Below are 16,059 nucleotides of genomic sequence, written 5' to 3' on the forward strand. Positions count from 1 at the left end.
GCACACGACGAAACCGCCGCCCCGTGGAGACGGGACGGCGGTTTTCACACGCGTACGGGAGGGGTCACTCCCACTCGATGGTGCCCGGCGGCTTGCTGGTCACATCGAGCACGACGCGGTTGACGTCGGCGACCTCGTTGGTGATCCGGGTCGAGATCTTCGCGAGCACGTCGTACGGCATGCGCGTCCAGTCCGCCGTCATGGCGTCCTCGGAGGAGACGGGGCGCAGCACGATCGGGTGGCCGTAGGTCCGGCCGTCGCCCTGCACGCCCACGGAACGCACATCGGCGAGCAGCACGACGGGGCACTGCCAGATGTCGCGGTCGAGACCGGCGGCCGTCAGCTCCTCGCGGGCGATGGCGTCGGCCTCGCGCAGCAGGTCCAGGCGCTCCTTGGTGACCTCGCCGACGATCCGGATGCCGAGGCCGGGGCCCGGGAAGGGCTGGCGCTGGACGATCTCCTCCGGGAGGCCGAGCTCCTGGCCGACCATACGGACCTCGTCCTTGAACAGCTGGCGCAGCGGCTCGACGAGCTCGAACTCCAGGTCCTCGGGGAGGCCGCCCACGTTGTGGTGGGACTTGATGTTCGCCGTGCCGGTGCCGCCACCGGACTCGACGATGTCGGGGTAGAGCGTGCCCTGGACGAGGAAGGCGACGTCCTCGCCGGTGCCGGCCGACTCGGCGACGATCTCGGCCTGCGCCTGCTCGAAGACGCGGATGAACTCCCGGCCGATGATCTTCCGCTTCTCCTCGGGGTCGGAGACCCCGGCGAGCGCGGTGAGGAATCGCTCCTGCGCGTCGACAACCTTCAGCTGGACGCCGGTCGCGGCGACGAAGTCCTTCTCGACCTGCTCGGTCTCGTCCTTGCGCATCAGACCGTGGTCGACGTACACGCAGGTCAGCTGCGAGCCGATGGCCTTCTGCACGAGCGCCGCGGCCACCGCCGAGTCGACGCCGCCGGAGAGACCGCAGATGGCGCGCTTGGTGCCGACCTGCTCGCGGATGGCCGCGACCTGCTCCTCGATGACGTTGCCGGTGGTCCACGTCGGCTCGATGCCGGCGCCCCGGTAGAGGAAGTGCTCCAGGATCTGCTGGCCGTGCGTGGAGTGCATCACCTCGGGGTGGTACTGCACGCCGTACAGCTTCTTCTCGTCGTTCTCGAAGGCGGCGACCGGCACGACGTCCGTGGAGGCGGTGACGGTGAAGCCCTCGGGGGCGGCGGAGCAGGCGTCGCCGTGCGACATCCACACGGACTGCTCGGTCGGCGTGCCCTCGAAGAGGGTGGAGCCGGCCTTGGAGACGTGCAGCGGCGTACGGCCGTACTCGCGGGCTCCGGTGTTGTCGACGGTGCCGCCGAGGGTGGTCGCCATCAGCTGGAAGCCGTAGCACATGCCGAAGACGGGGACACCGGCCTCGAACAGTGCTCGGTCCAGGCGCGGGGCGCCCTCCGCGTACACGGACGACGGGCCGCCGGAGAGGATGATCGCCTTCGGGTTCTTGGCCAGCATCTCGGCCACCGGCATGGTGGACGGGACGATCTCGCTGTATACCCGGGCCTCACGGACTCGGCGGGCGATGAGCTGGGCGTACTGGGCGCCGAAGTCGACAACGAGGACTACGTCCGGGTTGGAGACGTCGGGCGCGGCAGCGGGAGTCGCTGATGACACTACGGCGGCCTTCCGGCGGTAGGAGAGGTTCCCCGAAAAGAGGGGGGCTATTTGTCGATTCTACCGGCGCGCCGGTGTCGCTTTTCGTCTCACCATCCGAACCCGGTTTGGCCGGGGGCGCGGGGCGGGGTCCATACTGTCCGCATGCGCAAGCTCACGACCTTCGTCTTTACCTATGGCACCGGCCCGTCCGGCTGCCATGGTCGTGCTGCTTGATCTGACAAGCGACTTCCCAGGCGCCCCGGGCCGACAAGGCCCGGGGCGTTCTGTCGTTTCCGGGCCGTGCCGCTCCGGGGCCTCCGACACCCGACACCACGAGGAGCCCCCGATGACCACCACGACCGCCGCCGCGAAGACCGTGACCGAGAAGACCCTGACCGCGAAGACCGTGGCCGAGAAGACCGGCGCCCGTACCGACGAGGCGGCCGCGCTCATCGGTGACGCCCGCGACCGGATCGACGCGCTCGACGACCGGATCATCGGCCTGATCCAGGAACGGATGGCCGTCTCGGCCGTGATCCAGGAGGCCCGGATCGGCTCGGGCGGCCGCCGCGTGAACCTCGCGCGCGAGATGGAGGTCCTCGGCCACTACAGGGACGCGCTGGGCAAGCCGGGCACCACCCTCGCCATGACCGTGCTCGAGCTGTGCCGGGGCCGGGTCTGACCCGCGGGGACGGGGGTACGGACCTGAGTTCGGACCCGCTCTCACCCGTACGGCGCGTGACCGGTTCCCGCACCCTTCGTTGGTCCCGATGTCCGTGCCAGCCAGGGGCGGGCCCGAAGAGACCACGCGTGGCTCCGCTGGGGCGTGTGGCGTACCACCGGTACGTCGTGGGACCTCGCCCCAGCGCGCGTGACCGGACGGCAGGGGACAGCAGCCCGGTCACCCATTAAGGGCGGTCGGCCCCGGGGACGCCCGGGGCCGACCGCAACCGGCCCGACGGATGCCCGGCCGCATCCGCCCAGCACGACGCGATCCACTCCCGCGTACCGTCCCGACCCCCGAGTCCCCCCACCCAGGCGGCGCCTCCTCCCCCCGGGCGCCGCCCTCCGCCGGCACCGCCCCTGCCCTGACACCGGTGCCGCCCCCAAGGGCCCCACGGCGCGACCGAAATCGCACCGTGGGGCCCTGTTCGTCACCCGTCACCTCGGACGGCTACCTGAGTCACCAGGTGCCGGGCTCCGCGTGCCAGAACGGTACGGGGCTGTCGAAATCACCGTCGCCTTTCCTGGTGAAGGTGTAGGCCCGACTGCCACCCTCCGAGCTCTCCCACCATTGCGGTGTCGTCGATGCCGTTGGCGTTGGTGTCACCGGCGACCGAGCGCATGATCCAGTCCCTGGTGTGGGACCGCGAGGGCCACCTCAAGAAGGTCACCGAGGGCTTCGGCGACACCGCCAAGACCACCGAGTACCTCTACGACGCCGACGGCAGCCGCCTCATCCGTCGCGATCCGACGGGCACCACGCTGTATCTGCCCGGCACCGAGGTCAAGCTGGACAAAGCCGGGAACGTGATCAAGGGCACGCGCTACCACGTGCACCCGGCCGGTCCCGTGATGGTGCGTACGGCGGAAGCGGGGAAGATCACCACGTCGTACCTGTTGAGTGACGCCAACGGCATCGCTACCACGTCGGTGGACTCACTCACTGGAGCGGCCACCCGCCGGAAGTTCACTCCCTTCGGGGAGAGTCGGGGCGCCAAACCGACGATGTGGCCCGGCGAAAAGGGCTTCGTCGGCGGAACGATGGACGAGTCGACGGGACTCACGCACCTGGGAGCCCGCGAGTACGTCCCTGCGCTTGGCCGGTTCGTCTCGGTCGACCCGACGCTCAACGTGGCCGACTCGAAGTCGATGAACCCGTACGTCTACGCGAACAACAACCCGGTCACGTTCAACGACGCGAGCGGCCTCTGCGTCGACATGGGCAACGGCAAGTGCGAGTCGGGCACGCGTCCCGGACAGACCGGGCACAAGCGGCCGACCGGCAGCTCGACACCTGGTGGCGGCCAGAGCGGCACTTCCTCGGTCGGCGGGCTTCCTCCGGCGCCGTCCAAGCCGACCCCGGTGTCACGATCGTCGATGCGTCGGTTCCGGGCGAATCGATACCGGCGTCAGCCTTCCGCAAGACCATGGACGGTATCGTTTCTGGAAGGGCAGCAAGGGGGAACGCAGGCGACGCCCTCAACCTCGTGCAGGTCGCACAGACAGGTGCAGACATCTACTTGACCAACGATGCGAACACACTGGGCCGGGTGTTCGGCCGCGCGGGAACCATCACCATCCCTGGCACTGGCGGTTTGAGCCTGAACTTTAAGGTCCTGCGATGAGTCGGAACATTACCTTCAGGGGTCAGAGGGCCGTCCCCCTTCCCGGGGACCGCGAGATGCACGGCGTCATGCACGATGACGAGCGCCTGCGGCTGTATGTAGCGGACAGCCTCGGCTCTGTTCTCTGGGAGGCGGATCTCGGCGACCTCGGGGAGGACCCGAGCTACCAGCACGCTGACTCGAGAACGAGCGACTACGGCTGCCTCTACTGGGAGACCCCAGACGTACTGGTGATTCTCGGTGACACAGCGGCGTTGGTTCTGAGCGCATCCACCGGAACGGTCGTGAAGTCCTACCCGCTGCTGCCGGTCGGCAAGTCGTCACTGGAGGTGTCCGGCATCACCCCGGTGCTCGACGGGCGAGGGCTGGCGATCACAAGCGCCAAGCGGATCTGGGTGATCGGCCCGGACTTGGAGACTGCTGCGAGATTCGACAGCGACTCCCTCTTCGCATCCGTTCCCTCAGTCGAGGGCGATGCTCTCGTCGTCGAGGAGTACGACTTCGAGAGCCCAGAGGGGGGCAAGCTCACACGCCGGCTGCCTTTCGGAAGGTTCTTGCCCGACCGCGGTTGAGCCGGAACAGCATGCATAGCTATCGGGTCCTTCGCCACATGCGAGGGGCCCGATAGTTCCTCCACGTCCACCACCCGACCATCACAGTGACGCGCGTCACACAACGATTCCGTGCATCCGCTACAACCAATCCCCCGGGCCACAGGTCATGCATGCAGCACCACCCAGAAGCTGGAGAGGCGCTGCACTCGGAGGGGGGTGCAGCGCCTCTTCCGTGTGTCAGGAGACTGAGGTGTCGGGGCTCGGCTGTGGCCGCTTCGGCGGGACCGCCGGGATGCCCAGGAACGGCAGGTTCAGCGCGCCGAAGGCGTCCGCCGGGACTGCCGGGGACTTCGGCGCGACCGGGGACAGTCGCACGTACCCCTCGCCCTGGCGCGGGCGCGGGTCCTCCTCGCCCTTGTTCGGCCAGAAGGACATCGCCCGCTCCGCCTGCGCCGTGATCGTCAGCGAGGGGTTGACGCCCAGGTTGGCGGAGATCGCCGCTCCGTCGACGACCGAGATGCCCGGGTGGCCGTAGAGACGGTGGTACGGGTCGATGACGCCGGACTCGGCGTCGGCGCCGATCGGGCAGCCGCCCAGGAAGTGTGCGGTCAGCGGGGTGCCCATCAGCTCACCGATGTTGGAGCCGGCGAAGCCGTTGATCTCCTCGGCCATCAGGGAGGCGGCGCGGGTGGCCGCCTCGATCTGGGTCGGGTTGGGGGCGCCGTGCCCCTGGCGGGCGGTGAGCAGGCCCTTTCCGAGGCCGCCGGGCTTGCGGTAGGTGGTGAGCGAGTTGTCCAGGGACTGCATCACCAGGCCGATGATGGTCCGCTCCGACCAGCGGCGGTTGGACAGCGAGCGCAGGGCGAGGGCGGGGTGCCTGACCATCTCCAGGAGCCACTTGCGGACCCGGTGGGCGCCGTAGGGCACCTGGAGGACGGTCAGACCGCCCATCGAGTTCGAGCCCTTGCCGTACCGCACCGGCTCGATGTGGGTGTTCTCGTCCGGGTGGATCGACGAGGTGATCGCGACGCCCCGGGTGAAGTCGACCCGGTCCTTGCCGTGCCGCTTGCGGTAGCGGCGGTCGGTGGTCTGCGAGCCCACCAGCGCCTCGGAGTTGGTACGCGTCAGCTCGCCGAGGCGGGCGGAGATCCGGGGCAGAAGACCGGAGTCCTTCATCCGGTGCAGCAGGGTCTGGGTGCCGTACGTGCCGGCCGCGATCACCACCTTGCGGGCGGTGAAGGTCCGCCCCGCGCCCTTCTTCCGGTTGTCGGTCGGCAGGGTCTTGACGGCATAGCCGCCCCGCGAGTCCTCGCTGAGCGCGACGACCGAGGTCATGGGGTGGACGACGGCGCCGGCCTTCTCCGCGAGGTGGAGGTAGTTCTCGTTGAGGGTGTTCTTGGCGCCGTGCCGGCAGCCGGTCATGCACTCACCGCACTCGGTGCACGCCTTGCGGGACGGGCCGGCGCCACCGAAGTACGGGTCGGCCACCTCGCCGCCCGGCTTCGCCTTGGCCGTGCCCTCGGCGTCCTTGCCGTCGCCGAAGAAGACGCCGACCGGCGCCATGTGGAAGGTGTCGCCGATCCCCATCGCCTGGGCGGTGGCCTTCAGGTGCACGTCGGAGGGGGTCATCGTCGGGTTGAGCCGCACGCCCAGCATCCGCTTGGCCTGGTCGTAGTACGGGGTGAGCTCGTCGCGCCAGTCGGTGATGTCACTCCACTGCGGGTCCTCGAAGAACGGCGCGAGCGGCTCGTAGAGGGTGTTGGCGTAGTTGAGCGAGCCGCCGCCGACCCCGGCGCCCGCGAGCACCATGACATTGCCCAGCAGATGGATGCGCTGGATGCCGTAGAGACCGAGGGCGGGGGCCCAGAGGAAGTTCTTCAGGTCCCAGGAGTTCTTCGGCAGGGTCGCGCGCGTGAAACGGCGGCCGGCCTCTAGGACGCCGACCCGGTAGCCCTTCTCGGTCAGGCGCAGGGCCGTGACCGAGCCGCCGAAGCCGGAGCCGACGACGATGACGTCGTAGTCGTACGCACCGTCGTCTTCCTGATTTTGGGCAGGGGGTACCGCGGTCATGGCTCTCCTCGTGCGGAAAAGTGCGGAACGTGCGGAAACGGACGGGGGTCAGCGCAGGCGCAGGGCCTTCATCGCCTTCAGGGACACGCTCATGAACGCGGCGTACTTCTCGTCGTCCATGCCGAAGGACGGCGCGAGCGGGATCAGCCGCTGCTGGGCGACGGTCTGGGCCTCGGTGAACTTCAGGATGCCCTCCGAGCCGTGGCGCCGGCCGAGCCCGGAGTCCTTCATGCCGCCCATCGGCGCCTGGACGCTTCCGTACGCCGGGGCGTACCCCTCGTTGATGTTGACCGTGCCGGTGCGCAGCCGGGCGGCGATGGCGTGGCCGCGGCGCGCGTCCTTCGTCCAGACGGAGGAGTTGAGGCCGTACGGCGTGCCGTTGGCCAGCTCGACGGCCTCGTCCTCGTCCTTGAACCGGTAGATCGAGACGACCGGGCCGAAGGTCTCCTCCGTGCAGACGGCCATCGGCGCCTCGACGCCGTCGAGGATGGTCGGCTCGTAGAAGAGCGGGCCGATGTCGGGGCGGGCGACGCCGCCCGCGACGACCTTGGCGCCCTTGGCGACGGCCTCCTCGACGTGCCGGGTGACGGTCTCCAGCTGCCGGTCGCTGACGAGGGAGCCCATGTCGGCTCCGTAGGCGAGGGAGTTGCCGAGCCGCATCGCCTTCGTACGGGCGGCGAACCGGGCGACGAAGTCGTCGGCGATCGACTCGTGCACGTACAGCCGCTCGATGGAGATGCAGAGCTGTCCGGCCGAGGAGAAGCAGGCGCGGACGGCGCCGGCGGCCGCCTTCTCGATGTCGGCGTCCTTCAGGACCAGCATGGCGTTCTTGCCGCCGAGTTCGAGCGTGACGCCGACGAGCCGGGCGGCGGCGCCCTGCGCGACCTCGCGGCCGGTGCGGGTGGAGCCGGTGAAGGAGACGTAGTCGGCGTGCTTGACGACCTCGGGGCCGACCACCGGTCCGTCGCCGAGGACGACCTGGAAGACCTCGGCCGGCAGCCCCGCCTCGATGAGCAGATCCCGGGCCCACAGCGCGGTGAGGGCGGTCTCGGTGTCCGGCTTCATCACCACGGCGTTGCCCGCGACGAAGGCGGGCAGCGCGTCGCCGACGGAGAGTTCCAGCGGGTAGTTCCAGGGGGCGATCTGTCCGACGACACCGCGCGGCTGGCGCAGCTCGGTGACCTTGGTGAGGGTCGGTACGACTCCGGTGTGGTGCTTGGGGCGCAGGTAGGAGGGGGCCTTGCGGCCGTAGTGGCGGGCGGCGACGGCCACCGCCTGGACCTCCTCGTGGGCGTGGAGCCGGGCCTTGCCGGTCTCCAGCTGGATGAGGTCGAGCACCTCGGCCTGGCGCTCCAGGACCAGGTCGTGGAAGCGGAGCAGGACGGCGGCGCGAGCCCGGACCGGGGTCGCGGCCCAGGCGCCCTGAGCGGCGCGGGCGCGGGCGAAGGCCTCGGCGACGTCCTCGGGGGTGGACTCGGGCAGCTCGGCGAGCCTCTCCCCGGTGAAGGGGGTGTGGTTCGCGGTACGGCCGGAGCCGACGACTCCACGGGTGAGCTGGGCGACCACCTCGGGCGTCACGACGTCGGCGGCGGTACGGGCACCGGCCGGCGAGGGCGCGAGGGGGTTCGTGCCGAGAGTGGCGGTGGCCGGGGTCGTGGGTGCCTGCGAGTCCGTCATGAGGGCGAGAGTAGGCCGCGAACCGGCCTTTGGGTACCCGTCGGTAATACGTTTTCACCACGTGCGCACAATCACGCCAGCGATCGCTGGCACATAAGCCCTGATCAGGGGCTCACGGTCGGGCGCGACTGCGACTTCCCGGATTTCGCGCCCGCTCAGTCCGCCTGCTCGCCCGGCGCCCGCCAGTGCCGCAGGACGATGTCGAACTGCTCCCGGGTGGTGGCCCAGCTCGACTCCGGCGAGGACATGTACAGGGCGTACTCGGTACCGTCGTCCGTGAAGTACAACTGGTCGATGGCGTGTCTCGGGCCCGGGAACTCCTGCTTCTCGTACCAGGTGAATTCCCACCGGGCGGAGCGGACCTGGTCGCGGTAGGTGTTCTGGTTGAGCTTGATCCGCTGGTACTTCATCCGGTTCTTGAGGGTCTTCTCCAGGTCCAGGACGTGCACGTACGGGTTCTCGAAGTCGGGCGTGGGGTCGATGCTGATCCGGATCCGGTGGCGGCCGTTGTCCGGGGTGTAGTCGATGTTGTCGCCGTCGGTCTGCCGCTTCCAGCCGTCGGGTACGAGCAGGCTGAAGCCCTCCGGGTCGTGGACCCGGTGCCAGCCGGCCGGGATCGCGGGCGGGGTCTGCCCCGTCACGGCGGGAGCCGTGCCGCCACGGCCGGAGTCCCCGCCCTCACCTCCGCCGGAGTAGTTCATGGCGGCGAAGACGGCTCCTCCGGCGACCAGACCGGCGAGGACGGCAGCCAGGACCGCCGTACGCCAGCGTCCACGGCCCTTGGGCCCGGGACCGGCGGGCCGGGGCGACACGGTGGCGGGGTGCGCGGACAGGGACGCGGGGGTGGCCGTGGACGCGGAGTCGCCCTGGGCCGGGAGCGGGGTGGTGGCGGAGGTCAGCTCCTCCCGTCCCACCCGCTGCGTCGGTACGTACGCCTGCGCGGCCTGGGGGGTGCGGCCCTCCATGGCGTCGAGCAGCATCCGCTCGGCCTCGTCCGCGAGCGGCCGGTGCGCCGGGTCCTTGCGGAGCAGCGCGACGATGACCGGCGCGAGCGGGCCGGCCTTCCCGGGATGCGACGGTTCCTCCGTCACCACCGCCTGCATGGTGCTGATGGGAGAGCTCCGCCGGAACGGCGAGCTGCCCTCCACCGCCGTGTACAGCGTCGCGCCCAGCGACCACAGGTCGGAGGCGGGACCGGGGTCCCCACCCCGTACCCGCTCGGGCGCCAGATAGTCGATCGAGCCCACGAGTTCACCGGTGCGCGTGATCGTCGAGTCGCCCTCGATAGCCGCGATCCCGAAGTCGGTGAGCAGGACCCGTCCGTCGCGGGCCAGCAGGACGTTGCCGGGCTTGACGTCCCGGTGCAGCACCCCGGCCGCGTGCGCGGCACGCAGGGCGCCGAGGACGTGCAGGCCGATCCGGGCCGCCTCCCGGGGCTCGATCGTGCCGGCCTCCTTCGCGGCGTCGGCGAGCGAGGGCCCGTCTACGTACTGCATCACGATCCACGGCCGGTCGTCGTGCTCCAGGACATCATGGACGGTGACCACACCGGGGTGGGTGATCCGGGCCGCGGCGCGGGCCTCCTTCTGCGTACGGGCGTGCAGCACGAGGCGATCGGCCTCGGCCACGAACCGACCGGCCGTCAACTCCTTGACGGCGACGATCCGGTGCAGCACCTCGTCATGGGCGCGCCACACTTTGCCCATGCCCCCGCGGCCGATCGTCTCGCCCAACCGGTAGCGCCCGGCCAGCAGGAGACCCTCTCCCGCGTCCGGCCCAACCCCGGTCCCCGCGCCTGCGCTCTGTGAATGTTCCACTTGCCCCCGCCCGTTCCTTCGGAGGCCAGATTACGGAGGCGGAACGGGCGGCGGAACCTCGGGGCGGGCAACGGAACAAGCCTGTGACCGCGCGGCGGACGGGTCGCCGGAGGGGCGAACGGCGGTCGACCGGTCGGCGGAGAGCCGGCCGGCCGCCTCAGCGTGTCGCGCGGTACGCCTTCACGGCCTGGTCGTAGATCTCGGACACCTTGTCGCGTTCGGTCTCCGGGCCGATGACCTGGACCACGTGGTAGCGGCCGCTCTCGATCAGGGCCAGGTTGCGGACGAACACCTCGCGGCCGGTGCTGTCCTGCCAGGTGAACTGCCCCACCGCCATGGACTGTCGGCCGACGTCGATGCGGCGCAGTCCGGAGGCGCTGGACCAGGAGGAGTCCCGCCAGGGCTGGAGTTCGCGCTCCTTGGTGCGCTGGTACGCCATCGGGTCCGCGCCGTTGGCCTGCACGGTGTCCCGTCCGGGCACCACGATGAGGGTGAATTCGCCGCCTGTGTAGCGGACTTGACCGGCGTCGTTGATGGGGCTGCGCCGCCAGCCCTCGGCGACGCCGACCTGGAAGCCTTCCGGGTCCTTGCGCAGCGAGTAGCCCGCCGCGAGGTCTGCGGTGGCGGCCGGCGGAGTGGTCCTGCTCGTGCTCGGTTTCGTGCTCGGGCTCGGTTTCGTGCTCGGCGTGGTGGTCTTCTCCGGGCCGGGGTCCGAGGGCGCGGCGGACTGCCCGCCCGGTTGCCCGGCGGCGCGTTGGCCCCCGGCGCCACCCTCCTTGGGCATGAACATCACGGCGTACGCGACGGCCCCGCCGAGCAGCAACAGGATCAGGAGCAGGAGCGTACGTCCGAGGGCACGCGGGGAGCGGGCGGCTCCGGGCGACCGCGAGGGCCGTGGGGAGCGTGGGGCCCGCTGCGGGAGTTCCTCGTGGAACTCCTCCTGCCGGAACTCCTGGCGGAACTCGTGGCGTAGGTCCTGGCGACGGGCCTGACGTGGCGCGGCGGGCTCATGAGGCTGATGGGTCTGATGGGGCTTGTAGGGCAGCTTGCCCTTCTTGTGCCGATGGCGGCCGCCGGCCGCTCCCCCACGACGCCTGCGCACCAGTTCGCCGCGGCGGCGCACGATGGGCAGCCGGGTGGCGTCGACGGACGGCAGCGGGACGACCCCCACGCCGGCGTCGGGCTCGGGCGCCGACCGGACGAGGGAGCGCAGCCAGCCCCGCAGCTCCTCGAAGTCAGGGCGCTCGGTGGGGTCCTGGCGCAGCAGGGACTCGACGACCGGGCGCAGCGGCCCGCACTCCTCGGCGAAGGCGGGGGGCTCGGCGCACACGAGCTGGACCAGCTCGGCGGCGTTGTCCTCCGGGTACGGGGCGTGGCCCTGGACCGCCCGGTAGAGCAGCGCGCCGAGCGCCCAGAGGTCGGTGGCGGGGCCGATGGGCGGAGCCAGCCGCCAGTTCTCGTGGACCGGTCCCGCCTGCTCGGGGGCCCAGCGCTCGGTGACGGCGCCGACGACGGCGATCCGCGTCTGCCGGGCCCGCTCGCCGGCGAGCCGGGTGGCGGGACCGCGGTACGGGCGCCCCGGGCCGTCCGCGTCCGGCGCGGGCTCGTCCCAGCGGCCGACGGCCGGCACGGGCACAGGGACCGGGGCGGTGGGTACAGGGACGGGCACCGGATTCGGAGCCTGCGCCGGGGTGTAGCCGGCGGGGAGAGCGGGACGGCCGGAGCCCGGGAGCACCTGGCCGCTTCCCCGGCCTCCGGCCGGGCCCGACCCGCCCGCCGGGATCGGCCCCGAGCCGTCGCGCGAGACGTGCGGTCCGTCGCTCCAGGAGCCGGCGAGCAGCGCGCGGGGCGGCCCGGCGCCCTCGTCCTCGTCGTCTTCGTCGTCCTCGGCATGGGACCACCACTGCGGCTCAGGACCGAGTCCCTGCGCGGGCACGGGCGCGGGTTCGCGTCCCGGGCCGTGGGCGGGCCCGGGGTCGCGTTCGAAACCCGGCTCGGGTTCCCGGCCGGCATCGGACGCGTCACCGGGATCCGGGTCCGGGTTCGGGTCCTGGTCCGGGTGGGGGGCCGGGTCCTGGTACGGGTCCGGGCGCCGCGCCGGCTCCGGTCCGGTGTCCCCGAGTCGCGCCGCGGCGCGGGCTCCCGCGCGGTACGCGGCGATGGCACCCGCGCGGGCCGCCCGTACGTCCGTGGTCGGGCTCGCCACCGGGGCGCCCGACTCGTCGGCCGGCCCCGGCCGTTCGGGTCGCGCCGCCTCGATCTCCGTACGCGAGCGTGCGCCGGGAACGGGAACGGCGGCCGTCCCCGCGTCCGGCCGCTCGGCGGCGACGGGAACGCGCGGCTCCACGGAGGCCCCGGAGTCCCCGACGGATGCGACGGCCTCTGAGACCCCGGCGGCCTCGGACAGTTCGGCCGCTCCGGTGGTGTACCGCCGGTCGTCCTCCTCGGGCTCCGGCACCGGCGCGTACCCGCACAGGGCCTCCTCCGCCGCGCCCGTCGCGAGCCCGGTGAGCACCACCCGTCCGTCGTCGCAGACGAGCACCGTCCGCGGGGTGATGTTCCGGTGGGTCCAGCCATGGGCGTGCAGTGCCCGCAGGGCGGTGAGGACGTCGGAGCCGATCTCCGCCGCCCGGTAGGGAGTGAGGGGACGCTCGGCGAGGAGCGCGGCCAGCGGCCTGGCCGCCACCAGTTCACTCACTATCCACAGCGAACCGGCTTCGGCGAACACGTCGAAGACCTGGTCGAGACGGGGATGGTCGGGGATCTGCGCGGCGGCCTGCGCCGCCTCGACGGCCCTCCGCACGGCGGGGTCGGCCGGGCGCCGGGTCGTCCGCCCCTGGGCCGGGTGAGCCACGGACCCGCCGCCGGTGTCACCGTCGAGGAACTCGGCGTCGACCACCTCGGGCAGCGGCACCTGGCGGACCAGGACCTCCTGCCCGCTGTATGTGTCGAAGGCGCGCGTCTCCACGAGGTCGTACGCGTCCGACGGCGGCAGCGGCAGGCGGTAGCGGTCGGCGAGCACCCTGCCCGCGTAGTCCTCCACGACGCCTCCCCACCGAGCGCGCTGTCCCCCTGTTCCCGCGATCCCGCGGATCCCGTACACCCCAGGGATCTCACAGATCGTACGGAACCGTCAATTATGGTCGGAACCCGTGCAGTTGTCGGCTCTGTCCAGCGGCGTACGGTCCCCGACCCTCACGATACGTGCCGTCGGTCAGTCCTTGGGGCTGAACGTGGCGAACGCCGTGTCCCGCAGCGTCTTGCATTCGGCGGCGTCCCACGCGTCCGCCTTGCAGCTGATCATGATGGAGTAACCGCGCTTGGCGTCCACCTTGAAGCCCCGGTTGAGGATCCGGACCCGGATGCCGCTCTGATTGCGCTCGAACTCCCAGTCGGCGACGGTCGGATATCCCTTGTACGAGACGGGCTTGATGCCGATGTGGCGGTAGCCGTTGCTGCTGGCGGACACCCCGGCCACGGCACCGGCCCACGCGCTGGCCGCGTCGTCCTTCGGGCTGTCGTTGAAGTCGACCTGGACGCGCGGGAAGCCGCCGTTCGCGTTGAATATCCCGCCGGAGTTCCGGCCCGCTATCGCGTTGAGCTTGAAGGACGCCGGCATCGCCATGCCGAAGTGGAAGCGGTCGTTGGCCACCATGACGTACCCGGCGGGCAGCGATGTGCCGCCCGCACCGGGGCCGCCGGTGCTGGGCTTCCCCGACGGCGTGCCGCTCTGCTCGCCCGTGCCGCCGGGCTGCTCGCCGGGGCCGCTGGGTGTCTGCCCCTGCCCCTGCGTCTTTCCCTGCTCCTGGGTGTCACCGTTTCCCGCCGTGGCACCGGCCGAGGTCACCTGGTCGCCGCCTCCCGTGCCGCCGCCCTTGTTGTCCGTGCCGCCGTCGCCTCCGCCCAGCGCGACGGCCAGGATGGTGCCGAGCAGGGCGAGGACCACGATCGCGGCGATGATCACCAGCGTGCGGCGCGGCACCACGTCCGTGAGCGACGCCCGGGCCTGAGCCGGCCTGTTGCCGCCCTGCGCCGGCTTCGGCGCGGCGGCGGCGTTGCGCACGGACTTCAGCGCGCCGAGCATCCGCTCGGCCGCCGCCTCGCCGCTCTTCTCCGTGGTGGCGGGTCCGAACGGCGGCTTCGAGGGCACCGGCGGCAGCGGAACGACCCGGGTGGCCTCAGGCGACGGCTCGGGCACGAAGGTGGGCGCGGGCGCGTCGAGCACGGCCCTGAGGAGCACGCGGGCGCCAGCGTCGTCGAGCCGCTGGGCGGGGTCCTTGGCGAGCAGGCCGTAGATGACCTTCTCGAGCAGCGGCCCCGCGTTCTTCGGCGGGTCGACGGGCTCGGTCATCACGGCGGTGAGCGTCGCGATCGCGGAGCCCTTGTCGTACGGCGGGCTGCCCTCGACGGCCGCGTACAGCAGTCCGCCGAGCGACCACATGTCGGCGGCCGGTCCGGGCTTGTGACCACGGGCCCGCTCCGGCGAGATGTACGAGGGGGCGCCGACGAGCATGCCGGTGGAGGTGATCGACGGGTCACCCTCGACCTGGGCGATGCCGAAGTCGGTGAGGACGACACGGCCGTCCTCGGCGATCAGCACGTTCGACGGCTTCACATCGCGGTGCAGGATGCCCTCACGGTGCGCGGAGCGCAGCACGTCGAGGATGGCGAGGCCGACCTCGGCGGCGCGGTGGGGCGTGAGCGTGCCGTCCTCCCGGACGGCGTCGGCGAGCGACTTGCCCTCGATCAGCTCCATGACGATCCAGGGACGGTCGTCCTCGTCGACGACGTCGTAGACGGTCACGGCGCCGTTGTTACGGATCCGGGCGATGGCCTTGGCCTCGCGCAGGGTCCGGGTGATGAGGCGTCGCTTCTCCTCCTCGTCGATGCTGTTGGGGAAGCGAAGCTCCTTGACGGCGACCGTCCGTCCGAGCGTCTCGTCCACGGCACGCCACACCGTGCCCATGCCTCCGCGCCCGAGCACCGCACCGAGCCGGTAACGGCCGGCCAGCAGGCTGCCCTCGGTCGTCGCCCCGGCCGCCGCCGCCTTCGCGGAGCGTCCGGGCGCACCGGCCTTCCTGGCCCCCGGGGCCCCTCCGGCGGCGACGCCCGTACCCTTCACGGCCGGCTTGGCGTCGACGGGCCGGTCTTCGGCACGCCCCACGCCCCCCGCCTTCACGTCGCCGGGCCGCGCATCGACAGGCGGCTTCGCATCGACCGGCTTCGCGTCATGCGGCTTCGCATCGACAGGCTTCGCATCGACCGGCCGGGCATCGACCGGCTTCGCGTCGTCCGGCTGAGCGGACGTGAGACCGGCCGGGCCCTCGCCCGCCGGGTCGGCCTTCTTCGGCGCGCTCTCGGTCGGCTTGCCGCCGGCCGGGACCGCGTCCACCGGCTCGCCGCCGGCCGGGGCCGCATCCGATCGAGCCCTGTCCACGGGCTTCGCGTCCGCCTCCGGGGGCACGGCGTCCGTGCCCGGCTTCGAGGCCGTCGCGTCCTCCCCGGCCGTCGCCGGTCCGGGTACCTTGCCCGCCCCGGCGTCCGAGGGCTCGACGGCGACTTCGGCGCTGCTCGCGCCGCTCGCCTTGCCCGTCTCCGCGCCGGAGTCCCCGTCCCGCTCCGCCTCACGCGCCGCTGGGACCACACCCCGGTCGCCGTCGGTTCCGGCACCCGCGCCGGCGTCCCGCCGAGGGTCCCGCGCCGTGCCCCGCGACTGCTCCGCCTCCGACATGCGTCCCCTCTGCGATCCCTGATCTTCGCCCGCGCCTGCCGCTTCCCGCGCGATGCGGTAACCCGCCCTGGAAGAGAGCCCATTGTCTCTCACTCCGGGACCCGCACTGCTCCCGGGTCCGCAGTCCGAGAAGACGGCCCCGGGGAACGACACTCCCACCATGCCACCCGACGCCCAGCCACCCCTCCGAGGTTCCCCGACCCCGTGAACAGGG

The 16,059-nt window shown here is 71.7% G+C and carries 9 protein-coding genes; 3 read left to right on the forward strand and 6 right to left on the reverse strand.

Annotation, left to right across the window (positions count from 1 at the left end; translation table 11 throughout):
- Positions 1 to 64: 64 nt before the first annotated feature.
- On the reverse strand, positions 65 to 1,666 hold the full coding sequence (guaA, locus tag ABZY12_RS01670; RefSeq protein ID WP_356885982.1) for a glutamine-hydrolyzing GMP synthase: 1,602 nt from the start codon (positions 1,664 to 1,666) through the stop codon (positions 65 to 67).
- A gap of 328 nt (positions 1,667 to 1,994) precedes the next feature.
- Here guaA and ABZY12_RS01675 point away from each other — a divergent pair, with 328 nt between their 5' ends.
- The 3 genes from ABZY12_RS01675 (at position 1,995) to ABZY12_RS01685 (ending at position 4,568) form a co-directional block, all read left to right on the forward strand.
- The gene (locus ABZY12_RS01675; RefSeq protein WP_356885984.1) at positions 1,995 to 2,330 is read left to right on the forward strand and encodes a chorismate mutase; all 336 of its coding nucleotides are present in this window, start codon (positions 1,995 to 1,997) and stop codon (positions 2,328 to 2,330) included.
- 626 nt (positions 2,331 to 2,956) lie between these two features.
- Complete coding sequence (locus ABZY12_RS01680; RefSeq protein ID WP_356885986.1) at positions 2,957 to 3,895, forward strand: RHS repeat-associated core domain-containing protein; 939 nt, start codon at positions 2,957 to 2,959, stop codon at positions 3,893 to 3,895.
- Between the two features lie 97 nt (positions 3,896 to 3,992).
- Positions 3,993 to 4,568, forward strand: coding sequence for a hypothetical protein (locus ABZY12_RS01685; RefSeq protein ID WP_356885988.1), 576 nt, complete (start codon positions 3,993 to 3,995; stop codon positions 4,566 to 4,568).
- Positions 4,569 to 4,787: 219 nt separating this feature from the next.
- Here the strand turns inward: ABZY12_RS01685 and ABZY12_RS01690 are convergent, their stop codons facing one another.
- From ABZY12_RS01690 to ABZY12_RS01710, 5 genes are all read right to left on the reverse strand, one after another.
- Positions 4,788 to 6,620, reverse strand: coding sequence for a GMC family oxidoreductase (locus ABZY12_RS01690; RefSeq protein ID WP_356885990.1), 1,833 nt, complete (start codon positions 6,618 to 6,620; stop codon positions 4,788 to 4,790).
- A 48-nt stretch (positions 6,621 to 6,668) separates the two neighbouring features.
- Entirely contained in the window at positions 6,669 to 8,297 is a 1,629-nt protein-coding gene (locus ABZY12_RS01695) for a succinic semialdehyde dehydrogenase (RefSeq protein WP_356885992.1), read from the reverse strand.
- A gap of 155 nt (positions 8,298 to 8,452) precedes the next feature.
- A complete protein-coding gene (locus tag ABZY12_RS01700) occupies positions 8,453 to 10,051 on the reverse strand; it encodes a serine/threonine-protein kinase (protein ID WP_356886280.1) in 1,599 nt (532 codons plus the stop codon).
- Positions 10,052 to 10,271: 220 nt separating this feature from the next.
- On the reverse strand, positions 10,272 to 13,157 hold the full coding sequence (locus ABZY12_RS01705; RefSeq protein WP_356885994.1) for a protein kinase: 2,886 nt from the start codon (positions 13,155 to 13,157) through the stop codon (positions 10,272 to 10,274).
- 171 nt (positions 13,158 to 13,328) lie between these two features.
- Entirely contained in the window at positions 13,329 to 15,845 is a 2,517-nt protein-coding gene (locus ABZY12_RS01710; protein ID WP_356885996.1) for a protein kinase, read from the reverse strand.
- Positions 15,846 to 16,059: the final 214 nt, after the last annotated feature.

Origin of the sequence: Streptomyces sp. NPDC006551 (assembly GCF_040611675.1) — a bacterium.
Lineage (GTDB): Bacteria > Actinomycetota > Actinomycetes > Streptomycetales > Streptomycetaceae > Streptomyces.